Genomic DNA, 21,993 nt, shown 5'->3' on the forward strand with positions numbered 1-21,993 from the left:
ATTAGGATGCAAAAAGAGTGCAATTAGGGTGCAGATAGGGTGCAAAAACACCGGCGCAAGGCCGGTGTCAGTGTGATACAAAGTCATTGCATGTCAGTAAAATCTGGGGCTTTTACTGATGAGCAAACTACTCCTCGATCAACCCCAGCGCTTCGCCCAAGCTTTCCACAAACTCTGCCTGCTCATCTGAATACTCTATTGCGATGCTTTTAAACTGTGAGCACAAAGATGATTTAGATTCCAAGTCCATCATTTGCAATGTCGAAGCTAATTGTTCAAGCCCCTGCATTGCAGCATCTGGATTTAATGCATCATCCCCCGAAAACTCAAGAAATATAGCAAGCTCAACAATGGCTCGCGCAACGTGCTTATTGATTTCCTGGCTCACGAATCACCTTCACTGAAATATTTTTAATGCCCAGCTCATCAAACATTTTCTGAGCTCTATTTGCTTGAGCCTGTGTAGGTACTTCCCAGCGCGCAGTTAAACCATTCTGACTTAACACGTCAGACTGCCTAAGCGCCTGGTCCTTCGATTTGCTTGTCGTTACAACCGAAATCTTGCGATCAACTAAAACTTCACCATCCACACCATCGAATTTAACCAACCTTGTTGATCCATCCGGCATTGTTCTTTCTAGCGCAGGAGCTTGGCCAGATTGGGTTGCAGGATTGGAGCGAGCACCGGTTGCTGAGTCATTGTAATCCCGGGCACGCGAACTCATACCTGCATTCTCATCAACCCACTTGACCTTAGTTGACGCAAGATCATCTACCTTACCGGCAGCGTCACCAGTTGCTTTTGTACCGCTTTCGGCAGTTGATCTTACTCCCGCCGTCTGCGTCGGACCAGCCCCACCGCCCAGCAAAGCGTACACGACGAAGTTGACAGTATCCGCTGCGGTTTTTTCCAGTGCCGCCTGTAGCCAACCGCACTTGCCAGCGCAATTTGCCACAATGTCCGCATAATACTCAGCAGACTGCTGGTAAGTGTCGCCGAGCATAACATCCTGGGCCTTGAGTTTCGTGTAGGCATTCCTGTCAGTTTCGATCTGCTCACGCATCTCGCCTACACACGCCAAATCACCCGCGTCCCAGCAGCCCTTGAGCTTGTCAACATTGGCCGCTGACTCTTTGGCAATGTCCTTGATGACATTGAGCTCGCAGCCTTGCACCCCTTTGCAACTCGCATATCGAGCAGCGTAGGCATCAGGCCGTCCTTGATTGAGAAAGTTGTTATCTACGGCGTTCTGAGCTGTTCCGGCGCCGGTTACTGCAGCCGCCGCTCCGCCACCGGTAATCGCTCCCGCCAATCCCCCTGCCACTGTGGACAACGCCGAGACTGTTTGACGCTCCTCCTCTGTCAGGTCTTCGGTCTTCTTGTCTGGATAAAGCTGGCGGGCCACCAACTCTCCAATACTCGCGCCTGCTGCGCCGGCCAAAGCTGAATTACCCTGGGCCTTAGCCACCAGTGCTCCCAGCACTGCATGCGCCATCAAGTTGGCTTCTGGACTGTCGGCCGTCAGGCGGTGGATTTGCTCCGCCAGATAGGGTGCAGCTGCCCCGGTGAGCGCTTGCGCAATATTCCCACCCGCAAGCCCCTGCAAAGCGGCGGTGACGGCTTGCGCCGCACGTTGATAGTCGCTGCCCGTCCCATATTGCTTCATGACTGTATTGGTGATCTGGGTCGCGATTTGCTCGGGCGTTGGATCCGCGTTGCCACCGGCGATCAACTTGTCACGTGCAGCCGCGATTGCTGCGGGGTCTTTCTGAGCGTTGGCGGCGTTGATGGCACCTTGCGTGCGAACGATATCCATCGACTGTGTGCCGATCTCACTGATCAGCTTTACTTGTTGCAGGCGCTTCTGTTCTTTCTCTTTATCGAAGATTGGGCTGATGCTGTCGTTGGCACGTTCGACATCATGACTGAGTGTGGAGACATCTTGTTTCTGCTGGCCGGGATCACGGACCTGTAATTCACCTTCGGAAATAGCAGACGATGTTGTGCCACTGGCGCTACCAGCATGGTTGTAAGCGATCAAAGTGCCGCTAGGCATGTTGCTGGTAAAGCCGCCAGCGCCGTTACTGGAACTGCTGGCGCTAACGCTCTGCATCTGGCTTTTGTATTGGGCCTCGTTTTTGATATCGCTCCATCCAAGGGTGCCAGTGCTTAGCCGATTCTTATCGGCCTCTGCGGTACTGGCGATGACGCTACCGTCCAGTTGTGTGTGATTACCCACATCAATCTGATAGCCACCTTTGCCAGCGTATAAGCCGGTCTGCTCCTGCACGCTTTGGTACTTGGAGTCAATCTTGGTCTGGCTGACGCTGAGGCTGGCTGAACCGCCTGCGCCAATGAGCGCGACGCTTACCCCCCCACTCACCTCGGCCTGCTTGGACTTGTAATTGTCGGTGTCTTGAAGGCTCTGCAGCGTTAAGTCATGACCCACATTAGCGGCAACCCTGTCAGCACTGACCTGCGCCCCCTTGAGCGTCGTGTCTCGGCCACTGACCAGACTCGCCTGATTACCTGCGTCCAGCGTGGTCTCAGTCCACGTAGTGCCGGTACCTTTTGCATTGCCCGTACCTTTATTCGCGTTGGCAAAAATACTCAGGCCGCCCCCATCAGGACCGCCCCCCAAACTAACCCCTATCGCACCACCGGCACTCTTGTTTTTTCCATCCAATCTTTGACTGTTGGCCGCTGCTTCAAGGTTTATATCTCGTTCAGCGTTTAGAGAAATATCGTTGGCTGCTTTGAGGCTGCTGCCTTGAACACGGATGTCGCCTTCTTGTCCGGGAATACCATTGCCGACTGCGACAATGCTCAGATTACTGCCGCTGGTCAGGCTGCTACCTTGGCTGATCGTCTGCTCTTGAGTCTGTTTTGAGTTGGACTTCTGCGAACCCAGGGAGACGCTTATACCCACGAATTGGCCGGCGTTATCAGCCGTCATACCGCCATTCTGCTGAGCAGCCTGCCAGGCCTGAACGCCGGTTAACCCCGCTTTGACACCTTGCAGGGCAGAAACACGACTGTCGTCTTCCTGCTTCGCTGCCTTGGCCGTTTGATACGCAGCGTCGACGGCGCTACCGACTGTTCCAGAAAGGGCCAGCGTCAACCCGCCACTTTTGCTTTTGGAGGTCTGCTCGCTTTTGTTGTTGTTATCGGCGGCGACAATGTTGACGTTTTGCCCGATAAGGTTGATGTCCTTGCCGGCAATGACATCAGAGCCTCTAACAGTCAGGTCTTTACCCGCCTGAATATCAATGCTGCCGAGCACACTGCCGACGGTACTGGCCTTGCTGGTTTCAATTGTATTCGCCGAAGTGTTTTGGGCACTGGTCGAGCCGATGGTGAAACCTATACCGCCAGTGCCGAACAAGCCGGATTTTTTGCTCGACTTTAAATGACTCTCTTCACTGGTCTCGGTCGCATTATCGATCTGGATATTGCGACCGGCGATCAGGCTGGTGGATTGAGTAGAAACCACATCGCTAGCAGTGACGTTGATATCTTGCTTAGCCCCCATCAGCAATGTGTCAGCGCTGACAGAAGCACCCTGCTGGGTCGTGGAACTGCTGCTATCAATGCGCGTTTTCTGGGTTTTAGATAGCCCAGATCTGCTGGTTTTTGTTTTCTGGTAGTAGCTGTAATCGCTGTCCTGTGCTGCGCTGAGATCAAGATCACCGCCCGCGTACAGATAAGCTTCCTTCCCGGCGCTGACGCGACTGGCACTCAGCAACAGATCCTGACCCGAACTCAGGGCGATATTGCTCCCGGCAGTAACAGTCGTAGAAACCTGACTTACATGATCCTGCTGACTCGTCACCTTCTTGCTCTTGCTGTACGAATGCTCTTCATCCGCCGCCGAGCTGATGGTGACGTCTTCGGTCGCGGCCATGGCGATGTCGCGTTTGGCGTCGATCTGGCTGGCGATGGCGTTGATGTCTCGACCGGCCTGGACCGAGAGGTCGCGACCTGCGCTGACGGTCGAGCCGATCTGGGTGATGTCGCTGCTGGTGTGTTTGCTGTTCAGCACGAGGCTGTCAGTCAATTGAGTTGAGGCGGTGTTGACGTCTCGGCCAGCGTTCAGCGTCATGTCGCGACCGGCTTGCAAGGTGCTGCCGATGTTGTTGATATCACGTCCGGCGGAGACGCTCAGGTCGTTGGCGGCTTCGATGCGCGCTGCGTTGTCGGCGTACTCCTTATGCAGTTGGCCCCGCACGTCGCTGTCCAGCGAAGTGACCGTTCGCTCGTTGGTGACATCGCCGCCGATGGCGGTCACGGTGACGTCGCGACCGGCGATGATGCCGCCCGCCTTGTTGGTGACGTCGTTGCCCGCGAGCAGGTCCAGACGGTTGCCGGCTGAGATCAGGCCGCTGTTTACGAGGTCATTGCCGGCGGTGGCGGACAGCTTGTTGGTGGCCTTGAGGGTGCCGACGTTGTCGAGGTTCTGGCCGGCGATGAGGGTTACGTCCTTGCCGGCGATCAGCGCGCCGTTCGGGGCGAGACGACCGTCGGCCTGGGCCAGATACAGCACCGGCACCAGCACGTTTTCGCCATTCACTTCGCGCTCTTCGAGCCAGACGATGTCGTGGGTCAGTGCCGCCACTTGCTCGGAGGTCAGCGAGACGCCGACGGTCAGGTTGAGCTGGGTTTTGCTGGCGATGGCGTTGTTCATCAGGTACTTGAACTGATCCTCGTTGGAGGTCTGTCCGTCGATGAATGCCTGGCCGGTGCGCGAGGTAACGGCCTGTTGCACCAGGCGCTGTTCGTAAAGGCCGTCGCCCAGGCGCTTGGCGCTTTCGTCGGGGTTGTAGCCGAGGCCCGCGAGCAGGTAGTCCGAGCTCATGAATTGCTTTAGGTCGGTGAGCACCGGGTTGGTTTCGATCAGGTACTTGCCGGTGCGGGCCGTGGCTGCGGTGGAGGGCAGGCCCTGAACCCGGGCGACGGTCTGCGCGCTCGCTGGCTGGCCCGGGCTCGTCCCGGTGGGGTTGGCGCCACCGATGACGCTGATCCCGGGAATGGGGGTAACGCCTGTCGAGCCCGGAATTCCCGAGACGCCGGTAACGCCTGCTGCGCCCGTGACACCGGTAATGCCGCGGACACCTGATACGCCTCTGACGCCTGTGACACTTTCGACACCTGCGACCTGGTCGACGGCTGCAATGCCGCCAGCGCCGGCCTGGTGGCTCGGGACCGAGAACCCGCCGCTGCCGGAATCGCCCGGTGTGGAAAAGTTGAAAGCCGATGCATCGGCGTTGATGCCTGACGGATTTCTGGTGGAATCGCCGAGCTGCCGACCGGTGCTGAGTGCCTGATTCGCGGAGGCGATTTGCAGGTTGCTGCCCTGCCCAACGGGAAGGGCCTGGTCGCGCTGGGCGCTAGAAACACTGGCACCTGTCATGGTCCAACTTTGTGGTGCGGTGGTGGGTGCAGCGATAGCGGCGTTACTGCCGCCCTGCCCGCTCAGGCGGAACAGGCCGTTCTGCCCTGTAGGGAGGCTGAATCCGGGGAGCGCGGTGGGGTCGACTTGCTTTTGCGCAAGGTCGGGCGGCAGTTGTGCGTTCAAGCGAACAACGACGGTCTGACCGGTGCCGTTGGCATGGGTGTCGGCGACTTTGTTGGTGCCGCCGGCTGAGGCGTAGTCTTCGTGAATGACGCTGTTTTGCAAGTCTTTGGTGGCGGTGATCGCCACGTTTCCGCCCGCCTGGATGACGGCGCTGCGACCGGCATTACCGGTGCCGTCTTTGGCGACTTCGACGTCGCTGACCAGCGTCATGGCGGTGATCTGAGTAGGCAGTTGCAGAAGGTTTGCGGGGTCGTATTGGGAGACCGGCTTGGAGCCGAATCCGTAACCGGTCAGCGTATTGGTAACCGCAGCGCCGGTTATCGCATCCGTGATTGAAGTCACTTTTACGGTGCCGCCGTCATGCCCCGGCTCCCGGCCGGTTTTATAGGTGACAACCGCAAGGCGCAGCTCCCCCGACGGGGCCACGTAGTAAATCTTTGGAAAATCGGGATTGTCGCGCTGGTTATAGGCATCAACCGTAGGCAGGAAGCGTCTGACCGTCCCATCCGTGGAACCACCATGGAAGAACGTCCGCGTGCGCTCAACCGTCCCGCTCACCGCACCGATGTTCTTGACGTTATCCGCTTGGATCGAAATATTGCCGACCGCACTGATCGTGCTCTTGCTGTTGATAAAGCTGCCGCCGGTGAAGTTGAAATTACCACCGGAAGTCATCAAAGCCGAAGCGCTGGTGTCGTTGTCCTGGCCTGCGTCGAAGGTTTCGCGGGCGATGTAGTTAACCGAGTAATGGTCACCGCTGCAGTCAACGCACTGCACCGCAATGAACCCGCTCACTAAGGTGCGGCCGACCGCAAAATCCTGCGCGCCGCCGGAACCCTCGGTGCGGTTCTCGAACGCAGTGGCACCGATGGTGAAGGTGCCACCGCTCTCCATCGAGCCGGAGACGTTGGAGACTTGATCGGCACGTGCAGCCCCGTAACCACCAATGGTCAGATCACGCAGGCTGTAGAAATCGCCTTTCGTGTTGGTGAGGGTCCCGGTGTTCAACTGCATGTTGGCGCCGCTGAAGATCAGGCCCTGATTGTTGTTGAGCGTAGGCGTCGTGATGGTGAGGGATTGGCCCGCGCCCAACGAGCCGTAGTTGGTGACGCTGCCCGCGTTGACGAACAGGTCCGCACTTGAAGTCAGGCGACCGGAGTTGGTCACAGCCCCCGCCACATTGATATCCGTCCGCCCACCCCCTGCAATGGAGGTCGGCGCATTCAGATCCAGTCGATTCGCGCTCAGCCCCAGCGTCCCCAGGCTGGTCAGTCGGCCGTTGCCCGAATAGCTGCCCGACAGCGAGACATTCATCGCGCCGTCACTGGCAATCAACCCATCGTTGATCCAGTTCCCGCCGGTCCCGACAAACGCCGTCGACGCCAGCAACTGCCCCGCCGCGGTCTGGGTGAAATTGTTGACGTTGACGTTCAACGTGCCGGCCTGAAGGACGCTGCTGTTGGTCCAGGTGTCGGCGTTAAGGGTCAGCACGCCGCGGGTGACCAGGCTGCCGCCGGCGTTCATGACGTTGTCGGTGGACACGCCGAAGTTGCCGCTGCCGACGTGCAGAATGCTGCCGCCACCGTTGAGCAGGCTGCCGACGCCCACAGCGAGGTCGGTGTTGGCGGTTTCCAAAGCGCCGTTGCGGTTGTCGAACAGGCCGCTGATGTGCAGGTTGGTCAGGCCGCTGGTGCCGAGCGCACGCAGTTTGCCGGTCTGGTTGTCGAGGCTGGCGGCGCTGATGCTGAGGGTGCTGTCGCTCTCGATGATGCCCAGTCGGTTGTTCAGCGCGCCGGCGAGGCTGAGGTCGATTTGCTGACCGGCGATCTGGCCGTCATTGTCGCCGCTGTTGTCGAAATTGTTGCCGGTGACGTTGATCCGCTGTCTGGCGTACAGGCCGCCGTTGCGGTTGTCGAAGTTGCCGCTGCCGGTGTTGATCAGCGCATCGCCGCCCTGAGCCGACACCCGGCCGCCGTAGTTGTCGATGCCGGCCAGTGCGCGAATGTCGAGGCTTTGTGCCTGGGTGATGCCGCCCTGACGATTGACGTCGTAGCCGTTTTTCAGCACGCCGGTGATGCGCGCGACGAAGGCACTCTGCAGGCTCGACAGCACGCCGCCACGGTTGTCGACATTGTTGGCGGTCAGGTTGAGGTTGCCGGCCTGGGCGATGATCCGGCCGTTCGGGCCGTCGATGTCGCCGTTGACGGTCAGGTCCAGCGCGCCCTGGCTTTGCAGGGTGCCGCTACCGTTGGCAAGGCTCGCGGCTTGCAGTCTGAGGTTGGCGTTTTTGCTGTAGATCAGGCCGTCGTTGGCGTTCTGCACGGCGCCGCCGGCGTTGACCTGAAGCTGATCGTTGGCGGCCACGGTGCCGCGATTGCTGTTGTCCAGGCCGCCAGTGCTGAGGGTCAGCGCCCGCTGGCTGGCCAGTTGACCGCCCTGGTTGTTGATCTGGGCGGCGCGCTGAATCAGCAGATCCCCCGCGCTGGCGAGCTTGCCATGGGTGTTGGTCAGGGTGCCGAGCAGATCAAGGGTGACGGCGGCGTTGCCCGCGACGGTGCCTGCGCTGTTGTCCAGGTCGGTGCCGGTGAAGCTGATGTTCTGTTGCGCGTTGACCGTGCCTGCCGCGTTGCCGAGGCCGGCGGCATTGATGGTCAGGGCGGCGCCGCTGTCGATCAGGCCGTTCTGGCTGTTGTCCAGCAAGCCGCCGACATTGAAGGTCTGGCCGCCGCCGCTGGACAGAATCCCGCCACGGTTATCGACGCTGGCGGCACGAACGCTTAGGGCTTTCTGGCTGACCAGCGCCCCGGCGCCCCCATTGAGCAGCGCGCCCGTCAGGTTGACGCCGACATCGCCGCTACGGCTGGAGAGTGTGCCGCTGTTGCGGTTGTCCAGGGTTGCGCCACTGACGTTCAGCCCTGCCCAACCGGAGATGAGGCCGGCCTGGTTGACCAGCGTAGTAACGTTGAGCACCAGGTTCTGGTTGCTGATCAGTCGGCCGTTGCTGTTGTCCAGCGTGCGGCCGGTCAAGGTAAAACTCTGGGCGCTGGACATCTCGCCAGCCTGGTTGTTGAAGTCGCGCATCCGGTTAACGGTCAAGGCGCCTTTGGCGGTGATAAGCCCGCGCTGGTTGTTCAGGTCGGCGCCGTTGAGGTCCAGCGTCACGGCGCCGTCACCCAGCAGCCGTCCGCCGTTCTGGGTCAGGCTGTTGAGCGTTAGGGTCATGTCGCCCTTGGCCGAGACTTCACCGCCGTCGCTGGAATCCAGCGACTGAGCGTTCAGGTGCAACGTGCCCTTGCTGTTGATCAGCCCGGTGGTGCGGTTGTCCAGCGAACCTGTGTGCAGGGTCAGGTCGGTGCCGGCCAGCACAAGGCCGCCACGGTTATCGAGATTGACGGCGGTGGCGTCGAGCGCACCGGTCGCGTTGACGAGGCCGTTGCTCTGATTGGTCAGCAGGCCGTGAACATTCAGGCCGAAGTCGCCGCGGCTGGTCAGGGTGCCGGCGCTGTTGTTCAGCGAGCCCGCATCAATGTTCAGGCTGGCGGCGGCGATCATGCCCTTGACGTTGGTCAGCGCCTGGGCGACGCGGACGATCAGCGGCTGGTTGCTGAGCAGTTTGCCGTTGCTGTTGTCGAGGCTGTCGGCGCTGAAGGTGAAGCCCTGAGCGCTGGAAATTTCACCGCTCTGGTTGTTCACGCTGGCCAGGTTTTTCAGCAGCAGAATACCCGGGGCGTTGATCAGGCCGTTCTGGTTATTCAGTTGGCCGTGATTCACATCGAGGGTCAGGTCGGTGCTGCTGAAGAGCATGCCGCCTTGTTGATCCAGCCCGGTGACGCTGGCCGAGAGTGCGCCGTTACTGCCGATGCTGCCGCCGCCGAGGTTGCTGACCTGAGCTGCCACCATCTCCAGGGTCGAGGCGCTGCTGACGCGGCCGTTCTGGCTGTTGTTGAAGTCGCCGGTGTGCAACGACAGCGCGCCTTTGCCGCTGATGCTGCCGCTCTGGCTGTTGTCGAGGGTGCTGCTGTTGAGGGTCAACCCGCCGTCGGTGACCAGCTTGCCGCCCTGATTGCTGATCGCGCCGAGGGTGTTGACGGCCAACGCACCGGCACTGGACAGACTTCCGCCGTTGTTGGCCAACGAAGCGCTGCGCACGTTCAGGGTGCCTTCGCTGTCGATCAGGCCCTGGCTGTTGAGCAACGCGCCGCTGAGGCCCAGGTCGATTTTCTGCTGACTGACCAGATTGCCGCCGCTGTTGTCCAGTTGCGTGCCCGTGACCGTCAGCAATGATTTGCCCGACAACACGCCGTTGGTGCGGTTGAGCAGTTGGTCGACAGTCAGGGTTATGGACTTCTGGCCGATGACGCGTCCTGCGTCGCTGTTGTCCAGACGCTGGCCGGTGACGCTGATGTCGTCCTGGCTGGACAGCTCGCCGCCGCGGTTGTCGATGCTGCCGACGTTCAAGGTCATGACGCCGTTGGCGCTGACCAGGCCGTCTTCGCGGTTGTCGAGGCTTGCGCCGGTGAGGTTCAGCGCGCCCAGGGCGATCAACTGGCCGCCCTGCTGTTGCAGCCCGCCGATGTTGGCGATCAGGTCCTGTTTGCTGGCGATCTGGCCCAGGCCGTTGTCGACGCTGGCGGCATTGAGGGTCAGCTTGCCGTCGGCCACCAACGTGGCGTTATGGTTGTTCAGGGCGTTGCTGACGGTGAGGTCAAACGCGCCGCGGCTGCTGAGCAGGCCTTCGGTGTTGTCGAGGCTTTCGCTGCGGGCGTCGAGGGACGCGGCGGAAATCACGCCTTTGACGTTGTTGAGGGCCTGGGCAACCCGCACGATCAGGGCTTGATCGCTGAGCAGCTTGCCGCTGCCGTTATCGAGGCTGTCCGCGCCGAAGGTGAAGCCCTGGGCGCTGGAGATTTCGCCTTTCTGGTTGTTCACGCCGACCAGATTTTTCAACAGCAAGGCGCCGGGGGAGTTGATCAGGCCATTCTGGTTGTTGAGCTGGCCGTGGTTGAGATCGAGGGTCAAGGCGCCGTTGCTGAACAGTTCACCGCCCTGTTGATCGAGGCCGGTCACGCTCGCGCTGACGGTTTTGGTCGCGGCGATGCGCGCGCCGTCCTGATTGGTGACCTGGCCTGCGGTGAGGGTCAAGGTGTCGGCGCTGGTGAGTTGGCCGCCGTGGCTGTTATCAAAGGCACCCGTGTTGATTGCCGCGCTGGTTTTGCCGGAGATCACGCCCTGATTACGGTTGTCGAGGCTGGCACTGGCGAGGGTCAGGCCGCCATCGGTGGTGATCGAGCCGTGCTGGTTATTGACCGCGCCGGGGGTGGCGATCGTCAGCGCGCCCGCGCTGGACACACTGCCTGCGGCGTTCGACAGCGATGCTGCCTTGAGGCTCAGCGCCGCTTCGCTGCTGAGCAAACCGGCGTCGTTGAGCAACGCGCCGCCAAGGTCGACGGCCAGACCGTTCTGGCTCGCCAGGGTGCCGGCGCTGTTGTCCAGCGTGGAACCGGTCAGTTGCAACGTATCGCCAAACAGCATCCCTTTGGCGCGGTTGATCAGGCGATCAACGTTGAGCTGCAACGCCGTGCCAGCGATGACTTTGCCGGCATCGCTGTTGTCCAGCTGCTGCGCGGTGATCGTCACGTCCTGCTGGCTGGACAGCTCGCCGCCACGGTTATTCACGTTGCCGACGGTGAGTTTCAGCGCTTTTGTCGCGCCGACCAAACCTGCGCCGCTATTATCAAGGGTGTTGCCGGTCAGCGTCAGATTGCCCTGAGCAACAAACTCACCGCCCTGCTGAGCGAGGTCGCCAACGTTGGCGACCAGATCGGCCTGGCTGGCGATGCGGCCAGCGGCGTTACGCACGCTATCGGCCTGGATCTGCAGCAAACCGGCTGCACTGAGCAGGCCGCTCTGGTTATTCAATTGCTGGCCGAGGAACGCGATCCCGCCCTTGCCGCTGATCAAACCCTTTTGACTGTTATCCAGCGCATCGACAAACAGCTGCATGTCCTGGGTGGCACGCACCGAGCCGCCGCGGTTATCGACCGTGGCGCTGCGCAGGGTCAACGCGCTCTGCGTCGACACAACGCCGCCGCGGTTGTCCAGCGAAAGGCTTTGCAGCGCCAGCGCACCTTTGGACTGAATGCTGCCGCCCGCCTGATTGTTCAGCGCGCCGGTCAGGGTGAGGGTGACATCGCCATCGGACACCACTGTGCCCGACTGGCTGTTGTCCAGACTGGTCGCGATGACGGTCACGCCATCGGCGGCACCCAGTGTGCCGCGCTGGCTATTGATCGCGCCGCTAACGCCCAGGGTCAGGCGTTTATCGGCGGTGATCTGCCCGCCCGCGTTGTTCAGACTGGCCGCCGTGACGGTGCCGATCTGCGCCGCCGACAGCTCGCCGTTCTGGTTCGACAGCACAGCACCGACCACGACATTCAACGCCGCATCACTGCTGACGCTACCGTCGTCATTGAGCAGCGTGCCGGCGTGCAGGTCGATGCCCTTGCCGGAGATCAGCCCGCGGACGTTGCTCAGCTGCTCATTGACCCGAACGCTTAAGGCCTGTTTGCTGATCAGCGAGCCGTCGTCGTTTTGCAGGTCGTCAGCTGCGAGGGCGAACGCGTTGAGGCTGGAAATTTCGCCCGAGCGGTTGTCGACGCGGGTGAGGTTTTTCAACAGCAACTGCCCCGGCGCCGTGATCAGGCCGCCCCGGTTGTTGAGCAGCCCGCCGTGGAGGTCCAGGCTGACATCGCCGTTGCTGTAAAGATGACCGCCATTGTGCTGGTCCAGCCCGGTGACAGACGCCGTCAACGCGTTCGCACTGGCAATGCGCCCTGCGTCGCTGTTATCGACCTGCTCTGCTGTGAGCAGCAGTGCGCCGGTGCTGGTGAGTGTTCCGTTGCGGTTGTTGAACGCGGCGGTGTTGACGGAGACACCTGCCCCTGCGATACGACCGCCGTTGCTGTTGTCCGCCTCGCCGGTTTGCAGGTTCAGGTCACTGACGCTGGTCAGCTCGCCCCCGCGATTATCCAGGCTGGCGGCGTTGATGCGGGTGCTGCCGTTGGCGCTGACCGTTCCCGATCCGTTGAGCAGTTGCCCGGCAATGTCCGCCGACAGGGCGCCAACACTGGTTACCTTGCCCTTCTGGCTGTTGTCGAAGGTTTGCGCCGTGATCGCCAGATTGCCGTTGCTGGTGATCAGGCCACCGCTGGCGTTCCACAGTTGATGGGTGGCGATGGACAGATCGCCCTGGCTCAATACCTGACCGGCCTGGCGGTTATCCAGACTGTCTGCTTTGAGCTGCACACCGTTGGCGGTGATCAACCCGTCGTTATTGAGCAGTTGTCCGGAAATGTCCGCGGACAAGGCGGCAACGCTCGATACCTTGCCCTGCTGGCTGTTGTCGAGGTCTTGGGTGGTGATCGAGAGATTGCCGTTGCTCGAAATGAGACCGCCGCTGGCGTTCCATACCTGAGGCGATGTAATGGTCAGACCGCCCAGACTCAACACCTGACCCGCCTGACGGTTATCCAGGCTGGTGGTGTTGATCTGCACACCGCTGCCGGTGATTAACCCGCCACCGTTATTGAGCAGTGGACCGAAAATGTTGGCGGTCAGGGCAGCAAGACTCGACACCTTGCCCTGCTGGCTGTTGTCGAGGTTTTGTGCGGTGATCAACAGATTGCCGTTGCTGGTGATCACACCGCTGCTGGCGTTCTTCAACTGACTGGCGACTATCGAGAGGATGCCCTGGCTCAACACCTGCCCCCCCTCGTGGTTATCCAGGGTCGTCGTGTTGATCCGCACACCGTTGGCGGTGATCGACCCGCCGCCGCTATTGAGCAGCTTTCCTGAAATATCGGCTGACATCGCCGCCACGCTTGAGATCTTGCCCTTAGTGCTGTTGTCGAGCTCTTGCGCGGTGATCGACAGATTGCCGTTGCTCGCAATGAGACCACCACTGGCGTTCCATACCTGGGTGGCCGCGAGGGTCAGTGCGCCCTGACTCGACACCTGACCGCCCTGGCGGTTGTCCAGGCTGGCTGTTTTGACCTGCACATTGTCTTTGCCGGTGATCGACCCTGCGCTGTTGAGCAATGCTTCGGAAATGTCCGCCGTCAACGCCGCCGCACTCGACACCTTGCCCTGCTCACTGTTGTCGAGATTCTTGGCAGTGATCGAGAGGTGGCCGTTGCTGGTGATGATCCCACCGCTGGCGTTCCACACTTGAGTGGCCGCAAGGGTCATACCGCCTTGACTCAACACCTGACCCGCCTTGCGGTTGTCCAGGCTGGCTGCCTTGAGCTGCACGTCACCGTTGGCGGTGATCAACCCGCCGCCGCTATTGAGCAGCTGTCCGGAGATATCCGCAGACAATGCCGCCACACTCGAGATCTTGCCCTGCGTGCTGTTGTCGAGATCCTGCGCAGTAATCGCCAGAGTGCCGTTGCTGGCGATCACGCCACTGTTGGCGTTCAAAAGCTGACCTGAGGCGATGGTCAGACCGCCCTGACTCAACACCTGACCGCCTTGGCGGTTGTCCAGTGTTGACGCCGTGATCTGCGCGCCGTTGGCCGTGATCACACCAGCGCCGTTGAGCAGCTGTCCGGCAATGTCCGCCGACAGGGCGCCCACACTCGAGATCTTGCCCTGTGTGCTGTTATCGAGGTTTTGCGCAGTGATCGCCAGATTAGCGTTACTGGTGATCAGGCCGCCGCTGGCGTTCCACAGTTGGCCAGCGTTGAGGGTCAGACCGCCCAGACTCACCACCTGACCGGCCTGGCGGTTGTCCAGTGTCGACGCTTTGATCTGCGCGCCGTTAGCGGTGATCACGCCGGCGCTGTTGAGCAGTTGTCCGGAAATGTCCGCGGTCAACGCCGTCGCACTTGAGACCTTGCCCTGCTGGCTGTTGTCGAGGTTTTGCGCGGTGATGGACAGGCTGCCGTCGCTGGCAATCTGACCGCCGTTGGCGTTCAGGAGTTGGTCAGCGGTGACAGTCAGATTGACCTGACTCAGCACCTGACCAGCCTGGCGGTTGTCCAGGGTCGCCGCGTTGATCCGCGCGCCGTTGGCGGTGATCACCCCGGCGCTGTTAAGCAGTTGTCCGGAAATGTCCGCTGACAACGCCGCCACACTCGATATTTTGCCCTGCTGGCTGTTGTCGAGGTTTTGCGCGGTGATCGACAGGTTGCCATTGCTCGCGATAAGCCCGCCGCTGGCGTTCCATACCTGAGTGGCGACAAGGGTCAGGCCGCCCTGACTCAGCACTCGACCGGCCTGACGGTTATCCAGGCTGGCGGCGGTCAGTTGCGTACCGGTCTGGCCGCTCAGCGTACCGCCCTGGTTATTGATGGACTGCCCAGCGCTGACCTGCAGCGTTCGGCTGGCGACCACATTGCCGGCGTTGCGCAGGTCTTGGGCGTTGATCGTCACATCGCCGGAACCGTTGCGGCTGTTGTCGGCATTTACGCCAGCTTCGACGATGGCGGTGTTGGTCAACTGCCCACTGGTAGACAGCCTGATCTGATCGCGGGCGGCCACATTCTGCTGGATGCTTATTCCATCGCGGCCCTGCAGGTCGACGCTGCTGCCGTACACCGGGCCCTGAACCTGGGCGTTAAGGGCCTTGACGTTGACGGCGCCGGTCGCGGCGGCCTGGGCCATGTTCAGCTGACCATTGGCGTCGATCTGGATGTCGCCGGCGCTGGCGGCCAGATTGCCGGCCACTTTCACGCCGACTCCGGCTTCGGTGCCCACCAGACGAATGGCGCCGGCATACATGCCGCCCAGCGCAGAACTGTCGATGGCCAGTTGCGGTTTGGCACTGCCGTCGTCAGCCAGTGCCGTGGCATTCAGGGTCTGCGCGTCGACGTTGTTGCGACCGGCGATGATGTTGAGTGTGTTGGCATGCAGCTCGGCGTTGATCTTCGCGCTGCGGGTGATGATGTCGAACTGGTCGAGGTTGCTGGCGTCCAGCCCTCCCCCTTCGAGGGACACGCTGCCGCCTTCGACGCGGAAATGGTCGAGACGGCCGTTGTCCAGCACCGGAGTGCCGGTGGTGAGGGTCGCCCGCGGTGTGTTGATGAAGCCGCAGCCGTTGCAACTGATGCCATAGGGGTTGGCGACGATAACGTGCGCAGCCTGCCCGGCCACTTCGGTGTAGCCGTTGAGCTGGCTGGCGTTGGCCCCGGTGACTTCGTTGAGAATGATCGACGCAGCCCGACCGTTGAGGTTCGGGTTGCCGACCACGATGCCGCCCAGTTGCGTGCTCTGGGTACGGGCGGTGGCGTTGTTGAGGATCACGCCCTGGGTGCCGACGTTGTACTGCTGGTACTGGTTGTGGGAGAGACCGCTGGCATTGGGCGCCGCGATGTTGACGATGGGCACGCCGTTCCCTGCCTGACCCAGGGTGGTGTTGGTGGTGCCGCTCACCGCGATGCCGTCGGCCTGGGCCAACAGCGGTTGCCAGAACATGGCGTTGGCCAGAATCAAGGCGATCCCGCGCTTGGGCATGCCCCAGAAACGCGGGCGCTCAGTCAGCGCAGCAGAAGGCTGGCGCACGAGGAAATCGAAGTGGCGAACGTCCATGTCAGGTATCTCGGTCAAACGTTAGAGAAAAAAGTCCATGCGGAAATAGATCGGCGACTCGCGCTCGATCAGGCCGCCTGGGCGCTCCAGAGAGTGGGCAAAGGTGACCGTCGCGGCGACGTGCTGACCGCGGGCGAAGCATTCGAACGCGTTGCTGGACAGGCGCCCGTGTTCTTCGCCGTTGTAGCGATCGTTGGCGATCACGCCCTGGTCGTATGACGCTGCGATGCCGTATTCGCTGAAGGCCGGGCGCAGCCAGTCGAGGGTGACGGGGCGGGTCAGGCGCAGCTCGTTGCGCCAGTAGCCGCCGCTGTCGCCGGACAGCAGTTGGTCCTTGTAACCGCGCACCGACGATGAGCCACCAAGGCTCATCCGCTGAGGGCTGAACAGCACATCTTCGCTGCGCTGCCCGGTGGCGAGGCTGGTGAAGGTGAAGCTCTCGTCCCACAGCTTGAACGGCTGCAGGTAGCTCACGGTGCCGGTGTATTTGCGATAGCGCGCATTGGCTTCGCCTGGCCCGGGGTGGTTGTTGTCCTGGGCGCCGAACGCGCTGATGCCCTGCTGCATGCCGAGGTCAAGGTTGAGAAACGCCGAGCCCACGCGGCGACCGTGGTTGATGCCGTACTGCACTTCGCTGATGCGGTTGCTGCTGTCGGCCAGCCGGCTGCCTTCGATGTAGTTGTTGCTGCGCAGGTTGGAGACGCCGACGTTCAGCGAGGTCTTGCTCAGGGCGTCGCGGTAGATGACCCGCTCGGCGCGCAACTGATGGGTCTGGCTGTCGCCGTTCTGCTTGAAATCGAAGCCGTTGGCCTGGGCCTGTGAGCGGTATTCGCTTTCGCTGTAGCTGTAACTGAAATTCCACCAGCCCCAAGGCAGGTTGTAGGCCAGTCCGGTGTTGTGCGAGGTGTGCAGGTGATCGGTCATGGCGTCGTGACCGCCGCGCACGCTCAGTTGATCCGCGAGACCCAGCGGGCTGTCCCACTCAAGCCCGGTGTTCCACTGTTGCTCGCCGGTGCTGCGCTGGCCGTCGTTATTGCGCGACAGGCTCACGCGCCACGGCTTTTGCGGGGTGTTCTTGACCAGCACATCGCTGCCGCCGACTTCCTGACCCGGCATCAGCTCCATCTGCGCCTGATTGGACGGCAGGCGATTGAGCTGATCGACCATCTGCTCGATTTCGCGCAGGTTGACCAACTGCCCTTCCCGCCCCGGAAACGCCATCGCCAGTTCACGCTCGCTCAGGCCGCCGTCGGCAGCGCTGCGCAGTTTTTCCAGCTGGCCTTCGACCACCAGCACCTGCAGCTGCCCCTTGGACAGATCTTGCTGCGGCAGGTAGGCGCGGCTGGTCACCAGCCCTTTCGCGATGTACAGGTTGGTGATGGTCTTGAGCAATTCGTTGAGCTGGGACACGCCCATGCACGTGCCCAGATAAGGCTGGGTCAGGCGCTGACGCTCAGCATCGGACAACGACGCGGCACCTTTAAGCTCGATCGCCGTGATGGTGAAGCAACGGGTATCGACAGGGGCCGCGGGCGCGACAGGTGCGGCTTGCTTGCCGGGCAGGCTCTTGAGGTCTTCGAGCCGGCGCTGCTGATCCTGGAGCAGTTGCTCCTGGCGGTCGCGCAGCAAATCCTGATCGCCCGGCGTGGGCGCGGCGCGAGTCATGAGAGGCGTTGCGGCGAGCAGACAGAGCAGCGCAACTCTTGGGGCGGAGAGGTCCACGAAGCGTCCTTGCAATAGCACAGTGATATCAATAAACGGCGCGATGGTAATGAGCCATTAGACTGACGTCAATAAGCTGGCTTGAAGTTTCATGTTCGCCCGACTCCGTGGTCGCCGACCTCTCCCGTTGGCTAAAAGGCGCCCCAAAAAAAAAGGCCGTCCGCGCAATCGGACAGCCTTGTTATCGTCCCGCCCTCTCTTCTCTTGAGGGACGAGGGTCGCGGTTTAAAACGCGTTTAATTCAATGGCGCAGCAACTTGCGCAACGGCACCCCATCCTTGAGCACCGGCGACTTGATGACGATGTAGCTGAAGTACTTGGAGATTCCGATGTTCTTGTCGAGCAGGCTTTCCACCACTTCCTGGTAGTGCTGAATACTGCGAGTCATGAAGCGCACCAGATAGTCGTAACCGCCACTGATCAAATGGCATTCGAGGACTTCGTCAACCAGGCGAATGTTGGATTCGAACTTGGCGAAGTCTTCGCGCTTGTGGTCGCTGAGGGTGATTTCGGTGAAGACGGTGACCGAGTCGGTGATCTTGGCCAGGTTCAGATGCGCTTTGTAGCTGGAGATATAACCGGCCGATTCCAGCCGCTTGACCCGCTGCAGGCAGGGGCTGGCGGACAGGCCGACGGCATCGGCGAGGCTGACGTTGGTCATGCGGCCGTCCTTTTGCAGTTCGACCAGGATACTGATGTCGATCCGATCCAGTTTTACGAGCCCTTCCATCACGTACCTCTTGACTGCCGTTGTAAGACAATCTTCTAGCAAAATCAGCGCCGTAAAGACAGCTGATGCTGCGCCACCAGGTCGGCCATGCTGTTAATGCAGTACTCCGCCGCGCAAGGCGAAGGCTGGCGCGCCCGGTGGCGGCCGATCAGGCAGCGGTCCAACGTGGCGTAACGGTCGACCGATGGACGGGTGACGTGCAGAACGGGTTGCACCTGATCGCCCTGATCCGTGAGCCATTGCGGCCCTTCGGCCAAGGAAATGAAATCTTCCGGTGCAATGCCCAGTCGCTCGCACAGCACGCCGCGATCCTCTGCATCGCGGTCGCCGCGCACCAGCAGTCGATAAAACTTGCGCAGGTAGAGCATCGCCCCCGGTGCGTCTTCGAACAACGACCAGTTGCCCGCCGAACGGGCGAAGCTCATGCCCTCCTCCCAACTGGCGTGCAGGCCCCACTTTTCCGCCAGTTGCCGATGAGCGAAGCACAACAGCCCACTGAAGCCCAGCTCGGCAAAGCGCGGATACAGGCTCGCAACCACCGCGCTGAATTCGGCCAGCACTTCATCCCTGGCAGGCTGCCCGCCACGGCTGTCGAGCAGCGGTTGCAGCGCGGCCCAGACGCCCGAATCGCGGTCCACCAGCACTTCATCGCAATCGATCAGCAACGCTCGGTATTCTGTTAGCCCTGATTCTGTCAGCTCTGATTCTGTCAGCCCCATGTGGATCAAACCTCCTGGATGCATCTGGCCCGTTGCGGGCAACGCGTCACTTCACATTCGAGTTCAAGACCCGTGCCAAAGCGGCGTCGAGGATCTGCAGGGCTTCGTCGACCTGGGCGTCGGTGGTCACCAGCGGCGCGAGGAAGCGCAGCACGTTGCGGTAGACGCCGCACTTGATGACCAGCAAACCACCGGCGCGGGCTTCGTCGATCACCCGTGAATTGAGGTCGGCGTCGGGGGTTCGCTCGGCGTCATCCTTGATCAGCTCGATCGCCAGCATGAAACCGGTGCCGCGCACGTCGCCGATGCGCGGGTAGCGCGCCTGCAAACCGATCAGGCCCCGACTCAGGCGTTCGCCCAATGCCTGGCTGCGCGCGAGCAGTTGTTCTTCCTCAAACGCCTCAATCACCGCCAGACCCGCCGCGCACGCCAAAGCGTTGCCGCCGTAAGTGCCGCCGAGGCCGCCGGGCAATGGCGCGTCCATGATGTGCGCCTTGCCGACCACACCCGACAACGGCAAGCCACCGGCGAGGCTCTTGGCGACGGTGACCAGATCAGGCTGGATGCCAGCGTGCTGATAACCGAACCAGGTGCCGGTGCGACCGAAACCGGTCTGGATCTCGTCGAGGATCAAGACGATGCCGTGCTTGTCGGCCAAGGCGCGCAGTGCCTGGAGAAACTCCGGCGGCGCGGTAAGGAAACCGCCATCGCCCTGCACGGGTTCGATGAGGATTGCGGCGACGCGGTCCGGCGCGACTTGGGTGGCGAGCAATTCGTCCAGCGCCTTGAGCGCGACCTCGCTGCTGACACCGCGATACGCATTCGGGTACGGCGTGTGGAACACCTCCGGCGCGAAAGGCCCGAAGTTCTGTTTGTAGGGTTGGCTCATGCCGGTGAGCGTGGTGCCGAGCAAGGTGCGTCCATGGAAGCCGCCACGAAAGGCGATGACCGCCGAACGGTTGGTGTGGGCGCGGGCGATCTTCACGGCGTTTTCTACGGCCTCGGCGCCAGAGGTGAAGAACGCGGCCTTGTAGGCTTCCTGACCGCCGATCATTTCGCAGAGGCGCTGAGCCAGATCGAGGTAAGGCGTATAGGCCGCCACCTGAAAGCAGGCGTGGGAGACTTTTTGCAATTGCGCCTGCACGGCAGCGACCACTTTCGGGTGGTTATGGCCGACGTTGAGCACGCCGATGCCGCCGACGAAATCCAGGTAACGCTTGCCATCCACGTCCCACAATTCGGTGCCCTGCGCGCGGTCGATCACCAGCGGGTGCGCGGTCACCAGGCCACGGGGCACAAATTGCTCGCGCTGACGGAGCAAATGAGGGGTTTCGTCGACTTTGCTGTTCATGGCATTTCCCATCGTGAGTCCGGCAACCTGGAGGCGGTTGCGATGCTGCTCAGGTTACGGCGTGCGGGCAACGCACTTAGCCGAACTTGGCCCGTGAGAAATTCGGATCGACTGTTTTGGCCCCGCCTTTCAACAGATCCTGCGCCGGGCTTGGGGGATGATGTGGGCTAGCTCCTTTCAACCTCCCTTCAGCCTCCCTTGATCAGGAAACGCCCATGGCCTTGCTCTATAAAGCCGACCCCGCGCGCGCGCACCACTGGCAGACGCTGTTCGCTGAACACGCCCCGGACATCAAATGGCGCGCCTGGCCGGACATCGGCAGTCCCGAGGAGGTCGAGTACCTGGCCGCGTGGCAGGCGCCGGATGATCTGACGCAGTTGCTGCCCAATCTGAAAGTGCTGTTTGCGCTGTCGGCCGGGGTCGATCAGCTGGATCTGTCGCGTTTGCCAGCGGATCTGCCGGTGGTGCGGCTGCTGGATCCGGGCATTACGCGGGGCATGTGCGAGTACGCGACGTGGGCGGTGTTGAGTCTGCATCGGGATATGCTGCGGTACCGCGAGCAGCAGGCGGCGCGTTGCTGGCAGGCGCATCTGTTGCAGCCGGCAGAGCATCGGCGCGTGGGGTTGATGGGGCTGGGCACCCAGGCGCAGCAGATTCTGGCGACGCTGGCGCCGTTCGGGTTTGCGTTGTCGGGCTGGGCCCGCAGTGTTCATGAGATTGAGGGGGTGGACTGTTTTGCGGGTGAGGCACAGTTGGCGGCGTTTCTGGGGCAGTGCGATATTGTGTTGTGTGTGTTGCCGTTGACGGAGCAGACGGAGGGGATTCTGGACCGGAATCTGTTTGCGTTGCTGCCGCGTGGCGCGGGGCTGATCAATATGGGGCGCGGTGGTCATCTGGTGGAGGGGGATTTGCTGGAGGCGCTGGAGAGTGGGCAGTTGGGGGGCGCTGTGCTGGATGTGGTGCAGGTGGAGCCGGCGGGGGCTGATCATCCGTTTTGGGAGCATCCGCAGGTGGTGTTGACGCCGCATGTGGCGGCGATGACGCAGCCGGCGAGTGCGTTTGGGGTGTTGCTGGAGAATATTCGGCGGTTTGAGCGGGGGGAGCGGATGGTGGGTCAGATTGATCGAAATCGGGGCTATTGAGTTTTTTTTTAGATCACAAGCCAGTTCAAGATCAAGGGCGTCTGCCTGGGGGCAGACTGTTTCGCCTTCGGGGGGGTGTCAGAAATTTTGTGTTTGGGCATAACATGAGTAGGAGGTGCATGTATGCCAACCAAAAAGAAACCTGCGTTGCGTGAGCTACCGAAAA

Annotated in this window: 7 protein-coding genes; 1 reads left to right on the top strand and 6 read right to left on the bottom strand. The window is 61.4% G+C overall.

Going from position 1 to position 21,993, the window contains the following annotated elements:
* Positions 1-127: 127 nt before the first annotated feature.
* From EC919_RS19150 to gabT, 6 genes are all read right to left on the bottom strand, one after another.
* Positions 128-388 (bottom strand): hypothetical protein, encoded by a 261-nt coding sequence (locus EC919_RS19150; RefSeq protein WP_078731018.1) that lies wholly within the window; start codon positions 386-388, stop codon positions 128-130.
* The gene (locus tag EC919_RS19155; RefSeq protein WP_243842294.1) at positions 369-16,163 is read right to left on the bottom strand and encodes a hemagglutinin repeat-containing protein; all 15,795 of its coding nucleotides are present in this window, start codon (positions 16,161-16,163) and stop codon (positions 369-371) included. Before EC919_RS19155 ends, EC919_RS19150 begins: the two co-directional genes overlap by 20 nt.
* Positions 16,164-16,184: 21 nt before the next feature.
* Entirely contained in the window at positions 16,185-17,828 is a 1,644-nt protein-coding gene (locus EC919_RS19160; RefSeq protein WP_133775991.1) for a ShlB/FhaC/HecB family hemolysin secretion/activation protein, read from the bottom strand.
* A gap of 298 nt (positions 17,829-18,126) precedes the next feature.
* Positions 18,127-18,615: an Lrp/AsnC family transcriptional regulator gene (locus tag EC919_RS19165; RefSeq protein WP_003174918.1), complete on the bottom strand. Its 489-nt coding sequence runs from the start codon at positions 18,613-18,615 to the stop codon at positions 18,127-18,129.
* Between the two features lie 44 nt (positions 18,616-18,659).
* Positions 18,660-19,334: a 2-haloalkanoic acid dehalogenase gene (locus EC919_RS19170; RefSeq protein WP_133775962.1), complete on the bottom strand. Its 675-nt coding sequence runs from the start codon at positions 19,332-19,334 to the stop codon at positions 18,660-18,662.
* Positions 19,335-19,380: 46 nt separating this feature from the next.
* Positions 19,381-20,685, bottom strand: coding sequence for a 4-aminobutyrate--2-oxoglutarate transaminase (gabT, locus tag EC919_RS19175; protein WP_133775963.1), 1,305 nt, complete (start codon positions 20,683-20,685; stop codon positions 19,381-19,383).
* 215 nt (positions 20,686-20,900) lie between these two features.
* Here gabT and EC919_RS19180 point away from each other — a divergent pair, with 215 nt between their 5' ends.
* Positions 20,901-21,827 (top strand): 2-hydroxyacid dehydrogenase, encoded by a 927-nt coding sequence (locus EC919_RS19180; RefSeq protein ID WP_133775964.1) that lies wholly within the window; start codon positions 20,901-20,903, stop codon positions 21,825-21,827.
* The last annotated feature ends 166 nt before the right edge of the window (positions 21,828-21,993 follow it).

It is taken from the genome of Pseudomonas graminis (assembly GCF_004364335.1).
GTDB lineage: Bacteria > Pseudomonadota > Gammaproteobacteria > Pseudomonadales > Pseudomonadaceae > Aquipseudomonas > Aquipseudomonas graminis_D.